This is a genomic window from Pusillimonas sp. MFBS29 (assembly GCF_020687695.1).
Taxonomy (GTDB): domain Bacteria; phylum Pseudomonadota; class Gammaproteobacteria; order Burkholderiales; family Burkholderiaceae_B; genus Pusillimonas_C.
Window position 1 is genome coordinate 208,314 of the sequence record NZ_JAJEWL010000003.1, and the last position, 16,365, is coordinate 224,678.

Consider the following 16,365-nt stretch of genomic DNA (forward strand, 5'->3'; position numbering starts at 1 on the left):
ACTGAATGATCGTCCATTATCCCAATCACGGAAATAAACATGAAGCAGACTTATAACCCTGACACGCTGCCCGCTCCCGGAGGCTTCTCGCACGTTGCGGTATCGTCCCGCGCGAAGACGGTCTATATTTCTGGACAAGTCGCCTATGACACCAGCGGTACGGTTGTCGGAGAGGGCGATCTTTCAGCCCAGACAACGCAGGTCTATACCAATATCGAAAACGCCCTTAAGGCATGTGGTGCCACTTGGGATGACGTCATCAAGACCACGCTGTTTGTCTGTGACCTGAATCTGGATAAAGCGATGATCATACGGGATGCCCGTGCCTCGTTTTTAGCCGATGAAGGCCGCCCCGCAAGCACCATGGTTGGCGTTCAGTCTTTGGCGCGCCCCGAACTTCTGCTTGAAGTCGAAGCCATCGCGATGCTCGACTAAGCGAAGCTCGCTTCACGCTTTATCCGGTAATTCACTTGTCGGGTTTTCATTGTGCTTGCTGATACTTCCAGTTCCTCTTCCTCGCGTTTGACGCTGTCGGGCCAGAACTTCGGTCCTGACGCGCACATCGTAGTCATTGGTGCAGGCGTCATGGGGCCCGGCATTGCTCACACTTTTGCGATGCATGGTTATCGTGTGACGCTTTGTGATGTACAAGACGCCATGCTCCAAAAAGGCATGGCGTCGCTAAAAGAAAGCCTCGAGCTACGCGCAAACCTGGGTTTGTGTACACGCGAGCAGGCCGCTGACGCACTAAGCCGCGTATCGGCCAGCCCAATGACCCCGAATGCCTACGCTGATGCAACGCTTGTCATCGAGGCCGTCACCGAAAACGAAAACATCAAGAGAACCGTATTCGCTGAAGTTTTCGAAGCCTGCGGGCCACGCACCGTCATCTGGAGCAACACATCAACATTGAACGTGTTCAAGCTTGTTGAGCCCGACGTTCTGGACCGTCTGGTGGTAGCTCACTGGTTTGCACCGCCACACATCCTGCCTTTAGTCGAAGTACTTGGCCCCGAGGACAGCAATTCGCCAGTGCGTGATGAAACGGCATCGATACTGAAGTCACTGGGCAAAACTCCCGTGCTGCTTGACAGTTTTGCGCCCGGTTTTGTTATCAACCGTTTGCTGCGCGCCTTAGGCCGGGAAGCGTTCTACCTGATTGAATCGGGGGTCATTTCTGTCGAGGCCCTAGATGTAGCCGTACGTGCAAGCCTGGCGCCACGCATGCAAATTCTAGGTGTCATGCAGCGTTATGACTACACCGGATTAGGCTTGAGCCTACGCAATCTTCAGGACCCTGCGATGGTTGATGCCCCTGTTGACCGCGCACCCCGTTTGCTGACCGAACGTGTCGAGCAAGGTGCGGTAGGAATTGCAGAAGGCCGGGGTTTTTATGACTATGGCAACCGGACTCCTGGCGAACTCCAGGAGGCACGGGATGAAGAGTTGTGGAAAGTCGTAAACAGCATGCCCGAACATATTTTTGATCCCAAGCCTATCTAACACATTGAATTTTCCGCCTTTATGACTCACAGCCTTCAGCCTCTAGTCGATCCTGCCTCTATTGCAATTCTGGGTGCCTCGGCAAACCCGCAGCGCCTGGGAGGCGTCCCCATTGTCCTGTTGCAAAAACATGGCTTTAAAGGGGAAATTTATCCGATCAACCCTAAGTACCCTGAAATCGGGGGACTGACATGCTACCCGGACATTGCGTCGCTACCCGGTTCGGTTGATCTGCTGATCATCGCTGTGGCCGCATCCGAAGTCGTGACTGCATTAAAAGATGCCAGCGCAAAAGGGATCCGTGCTGCGGTCATCTTTGCAGCCGGGTATGCCGAGCAAGGCGATGCCGAAGGCCAGGCGCTTCAAGAAGAACTGAAACGACATGCGCAGGAAAGCGGCATTCTGGTGGCCGGACCTAACTGCATGGGCTTTGCCAATCTGGATATCCACGCATACAGTACCTTTACGTCCGTCTATCGTACGGTTGAACCCCCTGTTGGCCCGCGCGATGTCGCGTTGATTACACAAAGTGGCAGCGTCAGTTCTGCCGTGTACGCTGCAGGTCGCAGCAAGGGCGTCCAGTTCAGTGTGGTCATCAATACCGGTAATGAAGCCTGTGTCGAGTTTTCGCAGTACATGGAATACCTGGCAGGCCGACCCGGCACCCAGGCCATTCTTGGCTATGTAGAAGGCGTGCGTGACGGCGACAATTTTTGCCAGGTTGCCGCAACAATGCGTGATCGTGGCCAATTAATGTCCGTCCTTAAAGTAGGCGACACCGAAAAAGGCGCCAGCGCTGCGGCCTCTCATACCGCGGCAATCACCGGACAAAAAGGCGTATACCAGGCCGTTTTTGAACGTCTGTGTGTTGTGCCCGCCAACGACATAGAGCATCTTGCCGACATGGGCTATATGGCTCGTTTCCGCAAGAAAGACAGCGGCCGTCGTGTCGCGATCCTTTCCATATCTGGCGCAATGGGAGCCCTGCTGTCCGATCAGTTCATCAAGGCCGGTGTCCAGGTGCCAACGCTGAACAATGAAATCCAGAGCCAGCTTCGAACAGAAATCCCCCAGTACGGCATGGTTGCCAACCCCGTCGATTTGACCGGCAACATCATGAACCGCCACAGTTTCGTGGCCGACGCCCTGACGTACATACTGGATGACAATGATGTGGATTTCGCGGTGGTTTATGCCCCCGGCTTTCTGATAGACCGCATGACCGATGCGATTAGCCAGGTTGCGAACGCCCAGTCGAAGCTGATCGCTGTCATTGCAACAGGCGATCCCACGCGGCAAGATGAGCTAGAACGCGTTGGCGTTCCTGTATTCGATAACCTGACCCGTGCGGTTGCGGCCTTATCCAGTCTTGCCACCTGGCACGAGAACCTTCAAAAATATGCGGGTCGACCCCTGCAGGACGACATAGCCGATGTTCAGCGCCTAACGATAGACACCACGCTTGAACCGCGCAATGCTGAAAGCGGCACACAACTGAACGAACATCACGCCAAACAGCTGCTTGCGCAGTACGGCATTCCAGTGGTTGCCGAGCACGTTGTACATAATTCTGAACAGGCCGCGCGTATTGCTGCAGAAATCGGTTATCCGGTGGTAATGAAAGTATTAAGCGCTGATATCGCCCACAAGACTGAACTGGGTGCCGTGGCGTTGAACCTCAATAGCTCGTCCGAGGTTATCAGTACCTTTGACCGGATTACATCAAATGTTCGTCGCGCTGCTCCCGATGCACGAATCGAGGGTGTGCTTGTTCAGGAACAGGTTGAAGCAGGCATTGAGCTTCTGTTAAGCGTCACAAAAGACCCAACCTTCGGGCCCGTTTTAAGCGTGGCATTTGGAGGCGTCTGGGTCGAATTACTAAACGACGTAGCGCAAGCACCGTTGCCCCTGACGCAATCTGATGCCACCGCACTGCTGAAATCACTGCGTGCATGGCCATTGCTTGACGGTTTCAGAGGCTCACCACAGGTGAATGTTAGAAAAATCACAGACAGCATATTAAAGCTTGCTGATCTGGCACATGCACTGCAGGGCGACCTTGACGTCATCGAAATAAACCCTTTGCGCGTGTATCCCGACAAGGTCGTTGCTGTCGATGCCGTCATTCGTGTTGCGACTCAACGCAAGCCCGTACCGTGTGCCGCATAATCAGGCGGGACCAGGCGTGCCACAACACGTCCTGCCTTAGGAGGTAATTGATGAAAGCGATTCTTTGTAAAGAATGGGGTCCGCCCGAGACCCTGGTTGTAGAAGACGTTGTAGGACCAAAACCTGGTCCAGGTGAAGTATTAATGGATGTGCACGCCGCCGGGGTCAACTTTCCCGACACGCTCATCATTCAGAACAAATATCAGTTCAAGCCCGACCGGCCCTTTTCCCCGGGTGGCGAGGTTGCGGGTATCGTAAAAGAAATCGGCTCCGATGTAACGGCTTGCCAGGTCGGCGACCGCGTGATCGGCACGTTTACATGGGGCGGCTTCGCAACAGAAGCCGTGGTGGTCGAAGAACGTATCGTTCACATCCCTGACGCCATGGACTTTACGACTGCCTCTGCGTATGTGCTCGCCTACGGCACCGTACTGTATGCGCTTAAAGAACGGGCCGCACTGGCAAAAGGTGAAACCTTATTAGTGCTGGGTGCAGCAGGCGGCACTGGCATTGCTGCAATTGAGCTCGGCAAAGCCATGGGTGCGCAAGTCATTGCCGCTGCCTCGACCGCGGAGAAACTGGAGCTGTGTCTACAACACGGAGCCGACCATGTCATCAATTATGAACAAGACGATCTACGGGAAAAAATCAAATCGCTGACCGACGGAAAAGGGATTGACGTCATATTCGATCCGGTAGGCGGGAGTTTTTCCGAAACGGCTTTCCGTTCTATCGCATATGGTGGCCGTCACCTGGTTGTCGGCTTTGCTGCGGGTGATGTACCCCGACTACCCCTTAACCTTCCGTTGCTGAAAAGCGCATCGATTGTCGGCGTATTCTGGGGCGCTTTCCTACGAAAAGACAAAACGCAGGCGCAGCGCCATCTGGACGAATTAATTCAATACTATAACGATGGGCATGTGCAGCCGCCTGTGACCAAAACATACCGGCTGGACGAGGTTCCTCTTGCGCTACGAGACGTGATCGAGCGACGTGTCACCGGAAAACTTGTTATTCTGCCCCGTGAGTCGATAGACGCATAACAGCCCGGCTGTTTCAATTTACGGAGCACGCATGAGCTTTAGGATTAACGAAGAACTGTCGTTCAAAAGGCTGGAGTTATTCCTGGCCTACATGAAAACAACCAGTATGGCCGAAGCCGCCGAACTGATGGACAGCAATCCTATCAGTGTGCACCGGGCGATCCGTTCCCTGGAAACAAGCTTGCGTGTGGCCCTTTTCCGGCGCGTTGGCCGAAACCTGATCCCAAGTGAAGCGGCACATGTTTTGGCTGAAGCTGCCGAAGAAGTGCTTGATCGGATGGAAGCGGGAGTCAACTCAGCGCGGGGAGTCGCCGGCTATGCATCCGACGAACTTAAAATTGGTTCGCTTTATTCACTGACGCATTCCTGGATGCCAAAGGTCATTATAACCATGGCCGAACGTCGGCCAGACTTGCGTTGTGAACTGAAACTGGGACGCGCAAAAAACGAATTGCTTCCCGACCTGCGTACCGGCAAACTGGATGTTGTATTTGCCGAAGTAGATAAAATAGGCTCGGACATGGTGTCTTTGCCCATTTTTGTAGATTCCGTCTACTTTGCAGTGACACGGGGATCGCCCTACGAATCAATGTCCGAAATTGATCTTGGGGTTTGCTTTGAAGAAAAAATCGCGACACTGACCGAAGGTCCGTTTACAACCGCGCGCCTCAGAGCCGACTTTATTGAGTTTCAACCTCAAGTCGTCATGGAAGTCGAAGACATTTTCACGCTGATGAATCTGGTTGCCAACGGTGTGGCCTGTGCCCTGGTTCATGGCCGGATACGGGAAATGTTCAAAAACAACGTATCGTTTGTTCCGGTGGCTGAGAAATTCAACATTCCCCAGACCGTTGGCGCCTGCTTTATGCGATCCCGGGAACGGGACCCCAACCTGCTTTCGCTGGTTGCTGCCTTGCGTTTACTTTCTGCCGAAGAGTCCCGTCGTACCCAACCGTCAACGCCCGGGGACGACGAAACTTAAACACAAGGAACCTCGGTCAGTCAATATGCACGATGGCCTCGATTTCCACTAGCATTTTGGGGTCAATCAGCTTACGCACCTCGATCAGGGTTGCAGCAGGCCCATCCACGAAAAACGGTGTGCGTATATCTTTGGTGTGTTCGTTGTAATCCTGAATATCCGTCGTATAGATTGTGTACTTCACGACGTTCGCCCAGCTTGCACCCGCAGCATCCAGCACTTCAGACAAGTTAGCAAAGCATTGCGCAACCTGTTCCCTCATGCTATTTACACCAACGACGTTTCCGTCGTTATCCCGGGCTGTGATTCCGGCAGTGAAAAGAAATTTACCTGAAACGACAACTCCCAGTGAGAACGGGACCTTTTGCTCCCAATTTTTCCCAAGATTTAACGATGTGCGGGTCATACTAATTATCTCCTTTTAGTGAAAATAAACGATCGTTACACGTCAGTGGGCCCGTGACCCAACAACCAGAACTTCCGCGTCCTCATCATGCAATGTGTTATTTATTGCGGTATCTTTGGATGATTATTTCAGAAGTGATTCGGCCGCATCCAGAAGATGCTGCAATACTGGATTGTTATTGCTCTGCAGCCATGCCAACCCATGCTGCAGACGTCGACTGCTGTTCGGTAATGGTTTGAAAACAACTCCTTCAACAGCCAGTGCTTTGATTTCGTACGGGACGATAGTAATACCAACGCCCGCAGAGACAAGACACAATAGTGTTTGCGAGGCTTCAGATTCACGAATGACGTGCGGGACAAAGCCCGCCTCCGCGCAGGCTTCATCCATAGCTTGTCGCAAATAAAAGCCTCGGCCTGACGGGTACGCCACAAAAGACTCATCCTTTAATTGCTGCAAAGATAATTGTTCGGATCGCGCGTAGCGGTGCGAGCTTGGCAAGGCGACGGCGAATTCATTTTCAGAGAGTTGTCGCGTCATAATACCCGTCCCCGCAAGGGGTAAAAAGCACAGGGCGGCGTCAAGCTTTTTTTCAAGCAACTCAAAACGTAGCTTGCCAGTCGGCCATGGCCCTTGGATATCCAGACTGATATCCGGGTGTGATTGACGAAAACGGCTAAGCAGACCTGGAAGGTGTGCTTGGCTTGCACGGCCAGTGTATCCCAATCTTAAACGACCGATTTCACCCTGTTGTGCACGCTGGCATGCTTGTGTGGCGTAATCGATGGCGTCTAAAGCAGGCTTAATATGCGTCAAAAAAACTTCCCCCGCTTCGGTCAATGCCACGCTGCGTGTGCTGCGCTCAAATAGTTTGACGTTCAGTTTGCCCTCCAGTTCGCGGATCCTGTGGCTGAGTGGTGGCTGAGCAATATTGAGTTTGCGGGCAGCGCGAGTAAAGCTCTTTTCCTGAGCTACGACAATAAAGCTACGCAGATATCTGAGTTCCATAGTGAGGGAGCGTCCTTGTTTTGTAAGCGCATCCGAGTGCGAGTTACCTTATTATTTATATAAACTAAGTATAAATGAAGGAACAATTATGTATTGGATTTAATTAATTGTTGTGGCTAAACTGTTTTCCGAGATTACTTTGCTACTCGCTACCAGTCCACCTCATACCTAGTTGTGATGTTCTAGTGGGTATCAATTTGGGGGAAACAGATGAATGAATTGAATGGTCGAGTCGCGTTGGTAACAGGATCAACCAGCGGCATCGGGTTAGTCATAGCAAACCGATTGGCGCAAGCCGGAGCTCGTCTGGTATTGCATGGACTTGCCAGTGAGGAGCAGGCTACAGATTTATGTGACACATTTGAAAGAAGCTACGGAAGCCGTCCCCACTTTGCCGACTGCGATCTGCGTGATTATGCTCAGATCGAGCAGATGGTGGCTGAACTGAACCAACGCTATGGGGCATTAGACGTCCTCGTCAACAATGCAGGCATTCAACATGTCAGTCCGATAACCGATTTTCCGCCCGAAGTCTGGAATGACATGATGGCTATCAACTTATCAGCCAGTTTTCACACCATTCGAATGGCGTTACCTGCCATGCAAGAGCGCGATTGGGGACGCATCATCAATATAGCGTCTATCAGCGGCCTGCGCGGAAGAGGTGGCAAAGTTGGATATAACGCTACAAAACACGGTTTGGTTGGGCTGACTAAATCAGTCGCTCTAGAGCTCGCTTCAACCGCCATCACCTGCAATGCGATTTGCCCGGGCTGGGTTCACACACCACTTGTACAGAAACAAATTGATGTTCTTGCCCAGCGTGAAGGGCTCGACAACGATGCTGCGACCCAACGTCTTATTGGCTTGCGCCAGCCATCAGGGAGATTCGTTACTAAAGAACAGATCGCTGAGCTTGCGCTTTTTCTGTGTTTACCCGCTACCTCTGAAGTACGGGGCGTGGCCTGGGCCATGGATGGCGGCACAACCGCTCAATAATCAAGGAAACCATCATGAGAATTGATCACACACACGAACCGGACTGTCGCAGCTGGGTTCCCGACGCGACAGGTCACAAAACATTTCCGCTGCAGAACTTGCCTATGGGAGTTCTTGATGAAGGGGGCGGCCGGATTGTCGTTGCAATCGGCGATTATGTGCTGGACGTACAGGCAGCTCTTGATCTTGGCTACCTGAGTGCTCTGGATCACGCGGCGCAGACCGCATTGCGATCATCGCGTCTGAATGGCTGGATGCAACTGGATGCTCCAGCGCGGTTGCAAGTGCGTCACGCTTTATTCGAATTGCTGAAGCAGGAAAGCCCGGCACAACGACATCAGCTGCAGATACTAAGAGAAAGGAACGACAGTCTAATGAGGCTGCCGGCAGATATCGGTGATTACACCGATTTCTACTGTGGGATTCATCATGCCGTCAAAGCAGGCTCGTTGTTTCGTCCTGACAATCCATTACTGCCCAACTATAAGCACCTGCCAATCGCCTATCACGGACGCAGCTCGTCAATTGTACCTTCAGGGCAGCCGGTCTGTCGCCCACGTGGGCAGGTTGAACGCGAGAATGGCCCTGAGTTGCAGCTCAGTGAGCGTATGGACTTCGAGCTGGAGCTGGGTGTCTGGGTGGGTCCTGGTACATCGCAGGGCACTTCAGTGTCTCTCGAACAGGCTGAAAATCATATTGCAGGATACAGTCTTTTCAATGACTGGTCTGCACGTGATATTCAGGCCTGGGAGTATCGGCCACTTGGACCTTTTCAAGGAAAGAACTTCGCTTCAACCTTATCTCCGTGGGTGATCACGGCTGATGCGCTAGCACCTTTTCGTCGTTCTGCCATGCAACGTGCGAAAGACGATCCTCCTTTGCTTGATTATTTGAAGAGCAGTCAGGACCAGGCGCACGGCGGACTGGATATTCATCTTGATGTGCATGTGTCGACAGCGTTGATGCGAACGCAAAATCTTGAAGCGTGCACGATCTCAAACTCACATGCGCAACACCTTTATTGGACTCCAGCTCAAATGCTGACACAGCATACTGTAGGGGGGTGCAATCTGAGATCTGGCGATCTGATGGCAACAGGAACAATTTCGACGCCTGACGATTCGGGTAATGGCAGTCTACTGGAACTGACGAAGGGTGGAAGCACACCGATCACACTTTCGTCGGGGGAACAGCGCACATTTTTAGAGGATGGTGATGAGGTGATTTTCACCGCGTATTGTGCACGCGATGATTTGTATAGCATCGGCTTTGGTGAATGCAGAGCACGTGTTGTGGAATAGGACGTATTACAGTCGTAATCATAGTCGTCGAGAGTTTCAATTGAAGTAGTTTACCGGCATTGAGCCCTCTGTGGGTGACGTGGTGACAGCTACGCCAATGCTTTTTTTCGGAAACCATCAATGGGATGTACAAGGCCGACGTGATTCATCGCCGTGGCCCCTGGAATACCAAGGCATCAGTGGACCTAGTCACGCTGGAATGGGTATCGTGGTTCAACCATCACCTCCTGCTGGCGCCCATCCGGTTTATTGCACTGGCGGAAGCTGAAGACAATTATGATCGGCAACAGACTAAAAGGTCGCTATCGAGGTCTAACTTAAACCAATCAGCCTTATATGGACGCCACCCTGTGTGTCAACTCGAATTTGTGCTGTGATTGACATGGCGAGAACGGTTGCAGCCTCCTTGCTAAAACAAGACGGTTACTACTACCGCTAAACTCCGACCGTGGGCGATCAGTGCCCAGGCGATACGTGCCATCTTGTTGGCCAGCGCCACCACATTAAAGGGCCGTTGAGCCAGGATTTGTTCCAGCCGCGCACTGCGGTGCTTCGCGTGAAAGAGCACCGCGCGCGCCGTGCATGAGCGGGTTGCGTAGGTACGGATCGCCGCGTTCGCTCAAGTGACCCACGGCTACCTTGCCACCGGTCCCTCGGTGGCAAGGCACGAGCCCCAGGCTCGCGGCAAACTCGCGCGCGTTGCGATACCCCTTGGCATCGGTGCCCAGCACCGCCGCGAGCGCGGTAGAGCCCAGTAACCCCACGCCAGGGATCTCACGCACCCGACGCGCACTGTCCAATTGAGCTTCCAGCCCTCCACGAACCCCGGGGCGGTTCACCCGCCCCTCAAAACACGGGCGTCGGTAACTGCTAACCTACTCCTTGAAAGCCACGCCATCAAACCGCGGCTTGCCAAGCAGATTCGGCACGAAGCCTTCCAGCTTGTCGGTGTGAGCATTCAGCTGCGTTTCGAAGTTCAGCGGGGTGAACAGGTCGTTGTCGTGCAAGATCTGCTGCACTTTCTTCAACGCCACCACGCGTTCCTCACGGTCCACGATACTGCGGGCTTCTTCCATGGCTTTGATCAGCTCTCCATCGGTCACGTCAACGTGGCCGGCGTTAAAGAACGCTTCAAGGGCGAACAGGCCGTCGAAGGTGGTCGACGGGTCGGCACGACCGGTCCAAAGCGAGATGAACACGTCGTCGTTGTTTTCACGGAAGAAGCGAGACAGCGCGGCGGCCGGGGCCAGGCGCACCACATCCAGGTTGATGCCAGCCTGCGCCAGCATGCTGATCAGCACTTCCTGGCGTTGCTGCCAGGCCTGATCTGGTAGGCCAACAGCCGATAGCGTCACGCCGTCGGGGTACCCGGCTTCAGCCAGCAGTTCTTTGGCACGAGCCACGTTGTGCTCGTACTGAATGCTGGGGTCGTGTGCCCAGTACTCTTCCGGGAACAGGCTGGAAGCCGGCTTGCCCAGGCCCAGGGTGGTGACCTTAGTGAACTGGTCGCGGTTGATCGCCAGATTCACGGCTTCACGCACACGGGCGTCGCTGAGCGGCTTCTTACCGTAGTTCACGAAGAACTGGTTCACTTGCAGCGTGGGGGCGCTCACGGCCACCACGTTGTTGGCGCGGTCGACCACCGACCTCTGCTGGGGCGAGAGCCCGTAAACGAAGTGGTTCTGGCCGGCTACGACAGAGCGCAGGCCGGTGTTCACGTCAGCCACATACACGAAGTTCAGAGCGTCGACGTTTGCCACACCGTCTTGCCAGTAGGCGGCGTTACGCTGAAAAACCAGTGTGTCGTTGCTTGTCCACGAGCCAAACTTCCACGGGCCGGTGCCCACAGGGTTGCGGTCGAGCTCGTCGCCGCTCTCGGCCGCCTTCGGCGAAACCATCATGCCGGCGCGGTCGGTCAGTACGCCGGGCAGCGAAATGTCAGGCGTATTCAGATGCAGAGTCACTTGCATCGGCCCGGTCACTTCAATGCGCTCAACGGCCTTCATGGTCGACTTGACGTTCGAGCGTTCGCCGGCGCGTGCGCGCTCAAGGTTGTACAGAGCGGCTTCGGCGTCGAACGGCGTGCCGTCGTGGAACTTCACGCCTTCACGCAGGTCGAGCACCAGCGTTTTCGGGTCGGTAAACGTCCACTTCTCGGCGAGTGCCGGCTTAAGTTCCAGCGTTGCCGGGTCCATGCCGATCAGGGTGTCGTACACGGGGTACAGGAACGCATGGTCGTAACCCGAGCTGCCAGTGAGCGGGTCAAGCGTGGTGGGGTGGCGGAACGACGCGACGCGAAGTTCGGATTCCGCGGCATGGGCCGGTGCTGCCGGCAACACCAGGGTGGTGGCGAGGGCCAGTGCGGCAACCCCGGCCAGGCGGCCTGCACGCCGCTTCAGTGCCTGGGCAAAAGCGCCCGTCTGGCGTTTGAATAGCAATGTCATCTATGTCTCCCTTCCTTTGTGTGCTGAATGGGTAAAACCTACGTACTAGAAAGTGGTGGGCCAGGCGGCCAACTTGCGTTCCGATTTGCCGCCGCGTTTGCCGCGCGCAATGCGCAGGCTGCGCTTGAGCACCTCGCGAGTCTCGACGGGGTCGATCACGTCATCGAGGTAATGCAGGCCGGCTGCTCGCCACGGCGAGCTTTGGCTGCGCATTTCCGAAACGATTTCTTTTTTCGCGGCGTCGCGATCTTCTGCGGCGCTCAGCTTGCGGCCGAATGTGACTTCAGCGGCCAGCTCGGGGGCCATGAAGCTGATGTCGGCGCTGGGCCAGGCGTACTGGAAATCCATGTTCATGGGGCCGCCGCCCATGTTGTAGTAGGCCATGCCGTACGACTTGCGAATCACCAGTGCGATCTTCGGCACGGTGGCGTGTGCCACGGCTTCAAAGAAGTTGATGATCTGGCCCGCCACGCCCGCGTGCTCGGCGTTCTTCCCCACAAAGAATCCCGGGGTGTCATGCAGGAAGATCAGCGGAATGTGGAAGGAGTCGCAGGTCGTAATGAACTTGGTGCACTTGGCGCAGCCCTTGGGGCCCATGGCGCCGGCATTGAACATGGGGTTGTTCGCGATAATGCCGACGACCTGGCCGTCGATGCGTGCCAGGCAGGTGATCACACTCTTGTCGTACTCGGGCTTGAGCTCGAATAGCGTTTCGTGGTCGACCAGCGTGCGCAGCAGCTTGCGCATGTCGTACGCCGTGCGCGCCGACTCGGGCAAGATGCTCGTCAGGTTCTGTTGGCGCTCCTGAGCCTCGTCATCGTAGGGCAGCACGGGCGGCAGCTCGTCGCAGTTCGACGGCATGTACGACAGGTACTCGCGCACCAACGCCAGCGCTTCTTCTTCGTTCTCGGCCACGCGGTCGATCAACCCGGTCTGGCGGGCGTGAACCTTCCAGGAACCCAGCTCTTCGTTCGTAACCTTCTCGCCGGTGGCTACTTCGAGCACCAGCGGGCTCACCACGGCCATGCAGCTGTCTTTGGTTTGAATGGCAAAATCGGCGAAGGCGGCATACCAGACCGGCGAGCCGAACGATTCGCCCATCACGGTGGCCACCGAGGGCACGCGGCGATCGCGCAGCGCCATGTCGAGCTTCAGGCCCGACGAGCTCAGGCCATCCGACCCCTGAATATCAGGAATACGTGCGCCGCCCGCTTCGCCCATGCTGATGAAGGGGTAGCCCTTCTCCAGCGCCATCATGGCCACTTCATGGGATTTGCGGCTGGCCACACGCGCGCCGGAACCGGCAAGCACGGTCTGGTCATCGGCCTTCACCACCACGGGGCGACCGTCGATCGTGCCATACCCGCACACCCGCCCGTCGGAAGGCGTGCGTTCTTCCATGCCGGGCATGTCGGAATGGTTCAGCAGGCCCACTTCCAGGAAAGAACCTTTGTCGAGCAAGGTATTGATACGCTCGCGCGCATTCAGCGCGCCACGCTCGCGGCGGGCGGCGAGTTTCTTCTCGCCACCCATTTGCAGCGCCTGAGCCCGCCGGACGTGCAGCTCTTCCTGGGGCGTAAGCTTATTCATGAATCACCTCGAACAGCCCTGCAGCACCTTGCCCGCCGCTGATGCACATCGTGGCCACGACATAGCGGGCGTTGCGACGGCGGCCTTCCAGCAAGGCGTGGCCCACGAGGCGTGATCCGGTCATGCCGTAGGGGTGGCCGATGGCGATCGCGCCGCCGTTCACGTTCAGGCGCTCGCTGGGAATGCCCAGGAAGTCGCGGCAATAAACGGCTTGTACGGCGAAGGCTTCGTTCAGTTCCCACAGGTCGATATCGTCGACGGTGAGACCGTGCTTCTTCAACAGGCGTGGAATGGCAAAGATGGGGCCGATGCCCATCTCATTGGGTTCGCAACCGGCCACTTCGAAACCGATGTAACGACCCAGAGGCGTGATGCCGTGCTGCTCAGCGAATCGTTCGCTGGCCACCACGCACGCCGATGCGCCATCGGAAAGCTGCGAGGCATTTCCAGCGGTTACGGTGCCGTTGGCGCCGCCCACCGGTTTCAGGCCGGCCAATGATTCGAGAGTGGTGTTGGGGCGGGCGCCTTCATCGGCCTGCAGCGTCACTTCTTCGCGGCCCAGCTCGTTGCCCGCCTTGTCGCGCAGCACTTTCACGGTGGTGAGCGGAACGATCTCTTGATCGAGCCGCCCGGCCGCCTGAGCCGCCACCGCACGCTGCTGGCTTTCCAGTGCGAAGCGGTCTTGCTCTTCGCGCGACACACTGTACTTTTCGCCCACGTAATCGGCGGTTTGAATCATCGACCAGTAAAGGTCGGGGCGGTTTTCCTCGATCCAGGGCTCGCGAAAGCGATGCACGTTGCGATGATCCTGCACCAGGCTCACCGACTCAACGCCGCCGGCGACCAGCAGGTCGGCCTCACCCGAGCGTACGCGCTGCGCTGCGAAGGCGATGGCCTGAAGGCTGGAACCGCAGGCCCGGTTTACCGTAACGCCGGGCACGGAAGGGTCAAACCCCGCGCGGAGCAAAGAATGGCGTGCAATGTTGCCGCCGGTGGCGCCTTCGGGCAGCGCGCTACCCATGATGACGTCTTCGACCTGGGTGGGCTGCACCCCGGCACGTTGTACAGCATGGCTGATGACGTGGGCACCCAGCGTGGCGCCGTGCGTGTCGTTGAACGCGCCGCGATAGGCCTTGGCGATGGGGGTACGGGCCGTGGAAAGAATTACTGCGTTCAAGATGACTCCCGATTCAGAAGGTAAGCATGTGCAGGCGAGTCGCAAAGCGGAACCTGCATTGACTCGACGTTGAAAACATCTTAGAATAAAATCGATTTTATTGTCAAGCTCACCTCGTTTTCGGGGCGGGTCAACGAATGAAGGAAAGACAGTGTCGACAACCAGAATTGAGTCCGAAGTGAATGCGCGGGTGCTGCGTGTCGAAGTGGCCGTTGGTGACGAAGTGGGCGCAGACGACGTGGTGATGATGGTGGAATCCATGAAGATGGAGATCCCCGTGCAGGCGGAGGCCGCCGGCCGCGTCAGCGCCATACACGTGGCCGAGGGCGACACGGTCGAGGAAGGCCAACTATTGGTTGAGCTGGCTGCGTCATGATCCGCAAGGTTCTTGTTGCCAACCGCGGTGAAATCGCCGCCCGCATCATCGAGGCCTGTCGGCAGTGCGGTGTCGCGAGCGTGGCCGTGTACTCAGAGCCCGACGCACAGGCGCCGTATCTGAAGCAGGCCGACGAGGCGTACCCGCTGGGCGGCGCACTCGCAACCGAAAGCTACCTGAATCAGGCTGCGCTTCTCGAGATCGCCGGCAAGGCGCAGTGCGACGCGGTTCACCCCGGCTACGGCTTCCTGGCTGAGAACGCAGAATTTGCGACGGCGGTCGAGCAAGCCGGCATGGCCTGGATCGGCCCTACGCCCGAGTGCATCGTTGCCATGGGCAGCAAGCACCAGGCACGGCAACTGGCCGTTGAGCTGGGTGTGCCCGTCGTGCCCGGCAGCGCCATTCTGTCTGCCGACGACGCAGCGCTTGCCGAGGCGGCCTCCTCAGTGGGCTTCCCCCTGTTGGTGAAGGCGTCGGGCGGCGGTGGCGGTATTGGCATGCGCGCCGTGGCGAAGCCCGAAGATCTGGCAGCGGCCGTACGGGCCACCCGTGACTTGGCCGGCAAGCACTTCAGCGATAGCGCCATTTACCTTGAGCGTCTGGTGGCGCAGCCCCGCCATATCGAGGTGCAGGTTTTTGGCTTCGGCGATGGCCAGGCCGTGCACCTGTACGAGCGCGATTGTTCCATTCAGCGGCGCTATCAGAAGGTGGTGGAAGAGGCACCGGCCCCCAATCTGCCAGAAGCCACGCTCGAAAAAATGCGTGCGGCCGCGCTGGCATTGGCTTGCGGCCAGAAGTACCGGGGCGCCGGCACGGTGGAGTTCCTCTACGACACCGATACGGGCGAGTTCTATTTCCTGGAAATGAACACGCGCATTCAGGTCGAGCACCCCATCACCGAAATGATCACCGGCGCTGATCTCGTTGCCATGCAGATCAAGCTGGCAGCGGGCACATTGGCACCGATCGAACAGTCGGCGCTGAACCAGCATGGTCACGCATTCGAATGCCGCGTGTACGCCGAACGTCCGGCCAAGCATTTCCTGCCGTCCACGGGCGTGCTGGAAACCTTCGCACCGCCAGTGGAAGGCGCAGGCGTGCGGGTCGATACGGGCTATGCCCAGGGCATGAAAGTCACGCATCTGTACGACCCGCTCATTGCGAAGGTGATTACGTGGGGCGAAACGCGTGAACTGGCTGCGGCTCGCATGCGCGATGCGCTGGCGGCTTTCCAGGTCAGCGGGGTGGAAACCAATCTGGGTATGCTGCAGGCCCTAATGAGCCACGATGCCGTGCTCAATGGGACGCCTACCACGCAATTCTTGAGCCTTTACCCCGGGACGGCCGTGGCCTAGACCCAAAAACGG

General features: G+C 56.5%; 15 protein-coding genes and 1 pseudogene. 10 read left to right on the forward strand and 6 right to left on the reverse strand.

The annotated features are described in order from the left end of the window. Window positions 1-39 precede the first annotated feature (39 nt). Genes LKR43_RS06020 through LKR43_RS06040 form a run of 5 tightly spaced genes read left to right on the forward strand, consistent with a single transcriptional unit; the run spans window position 40 to window position 5,697 of the window. Window positions 40-435 carry a RidA family protein gene (locus LKR43_RS06020; RefSeq protein ID WP_227683076.1) on the forward strand — a complete coding sequence of 132 codons (396 nt, stop codon included), beginning with the start codon at window positions 40-42 and terminating at the stop codon, window positions 433-435. A gap of 51 nt (window positions 436-486) precedes the next feature. Next, on the forward strand, window positions 487-1,503 hold the full coding sequence (locus tag LKR43_RS06025; RefSeq protein ID WP_227683078.1) for a 3-hydroxyacyl-CoA dehydrogenase family protein: 1,017 nt from the start codon (window positions 487-489) through the stop codon (window positions 1,501-1,503). Between the two features lie 21 nt (window positions 1,504-1,524). Then, window positions 1,525-3,672 (forward strand): acetate--CoA ligase family protein, encoded by a 2,148-nt coding sequence (locus LKR43_RS06030; protein WP_227683079.1) that lies wholly within the window; start codon window positions 1,525-1,527, stop codon window positions 3,670-3,672. 50 nt (window positions 3,673-3,722) lie between these two features. Next, window positions 3,723-4,715 carry an NADPH:quinone oxidoreductase family protein gene (locus tag LKR43_RS06035; RefSeq protein WP_227683081.1) on the forward strand — a complete coding sequence of 331 codons (993 nt, stop codon included), beginning with the start codon at window positions 3,723-3,725 and terminating at the stop codon, window positions 4,713-4,715. A 31-nt stretch (window positions 4,716-4,746) separates the two neighbouring features. Beyond that, complete coding sequence (locus LKR43_RS06040; protein ID WP_227683082.1) at window positions 4,747-5,697, forward strand: LysR family transcriptional regulator; 951 nt, start codon at window positions 4,747-4,749, stop codon at window positions 5,695-5,697. A 16-nt stretch (window positions 5,698-5,713) separates the two neighbouring features. Here the strand turns inward: LKR43_RS06040 and LKR43_RS06045 are convergent, their stop codons facing one another. Then, window positions 5,714-6,103: a RidA family protein gene (locus LKR43_RS06045; RefSeq protein WP_227683083.1), complete on the reverse strand. Its 390-nt coding sequence runs from the start codon at window positions 6,101-6,103 to the stop codon at window positions 5,714-5,716. 123 nt (window positions 6,104-6,226) lie between these two features. Beyond that, window positions 6,227-7,111 (reverse strand): LysR substrate-binding domain-containing protein, encoded by an 885-nt coding sequence (locus LKR43_RS06050; protein WP_227683084.1) that lies wholly within the window; start codon window positions 7,109-7,111, stop codon window positions 6,227-6,229. 210 nt (window positions 7,112-7,321) lie between these two features. Between LKR43_RS06050 and LKR43_RS06055 the strand changes: the two genes are divergently transcribed. The 3 genes and pseudogenes from LKR43_RS06055 to LKR43_RS06065 all read left to right on the forward strand — a co-directional run. Beyond that, window positions 7,322-8,110 carry a 3-hydroxybutyrate dehydrogenase gene (locus LKR43_RS06055; RefSeq protein ID WP_227683085.1) on the forward strand — a complete coding sequence of 263 codons (789 nt, stop codon included), beginning with the start codon at window positions 7,322-7,324 and terminating at the stop codon, window positions 8,108-8,110. Window positions 8,111-8,124: 14 nt separating this feature from the next. Continuing rightward, entirely contained in the window at window positions 8,125-9,411 is a 1,287-nt protein-coding gene (gene fahA, locus LKR43_RS06060) for a fumarylacetoacetase (protein WP_227683086.1), read from the forward strand. A gap of 55 nt (window positions 9,412-9,466) precedes the next feature. Then, window positions 9,467-9,788 (forward strand): annotated as a pseudogene (locus tag LKR43_RS06065) (hypothetical protein); the annotation flags it as partial. A 126-nt stretch (window positions 9,789-9,914) separates the two neighbouring features. Here LKR43_RS06065 and LKR43_RS06070 read toward each other — a convergent pair. The 4 genes from LKR43_RS06070 to LKR43_RS06085 all read right to left on the reverse strand — a co-directional run bounded on the left by LKR43_RS06070 (window position 9,915) and on the right by LKR43_RS06085 (window position 14,625). Then, a complete protein-coding gene (locus tag LKR43_RS06070; protein ID WP_227683087.1) occupies window positions 9,915-10,211 on the reverse strand; it encodes a transposase in 297 nt (98 codons plus the stop codon). 75 nt (window positions 10,212-10,286) lie between these two features. Beyond that, window positions 10,287-11,855, reverse strand: coding sequence for an ABC transporter substrate-binding protein (locus tag LKR43_RS06075; RefSeq protein WP_227683088.1), 1,569 nt, complete (start codon window positions 11,853-11,855; stop codon window positions 10,287-10,289). A gap of 45 nt (window positions 11,856-11,900) precedes the next feature. Further along, complete coding sequence (locus LKR43_RS06080; RefSeq protein WP_227683090.1) at window positions 11,901-13,445, reverse strand: acyl-CoA carboxylase subunit beta; 1,545 nt, start codon at window positions 13,443-13,445, stop codon at window positions 11,901-11,903. Beyond that, window positions 13,438-14,625, reverse strand: coding sequence for an acetyl-CoA C-acyltransferase (locus LKR43_RS06085; protein ID WP_227683323.1), 1,188 nt, complete (start codon window positions 14,623-14,625; stop codon window positions 13,438-13,440). Before LKR43_RS06085 ends, LKR43_RS06080 begins: the two co-directional genes overlap by 8 nt. 148 nt (window positions 14,626-14,773) lie before the next feature. Here LKR43_RS06085 and LKR43_RS06090 point away from each other — a divergent pair, with 148 nt between their 5' ends. Continuing rightward, a complete protein-coding gene (locus LKR43_RS06090; protein ID WP_227683091.1) occupies window positions 14,774-14,998 on the forward strand; it encodes an acetyl-CoA carboxylase biotin carboxyl carrier protein subunit in 225 nt (74 codons plus the stop codon). After that, entirely contained in the window at window positions 14,995-16,353 is a 1,359-nt protein-coding gene (locus LKR43_RS06095) for an acetyl/propionyl/methylcrotonyl-CoA carboxylase subunit alpha (protein WP_227683092.1), read from the forward strand. Before LKR43_RS06090 ends, LKR43_RS06095 begins: the two co-directional genes overlap by 4 nt. Window positions 16,354-16,365 lie beyond the last annotated feature (12 nt).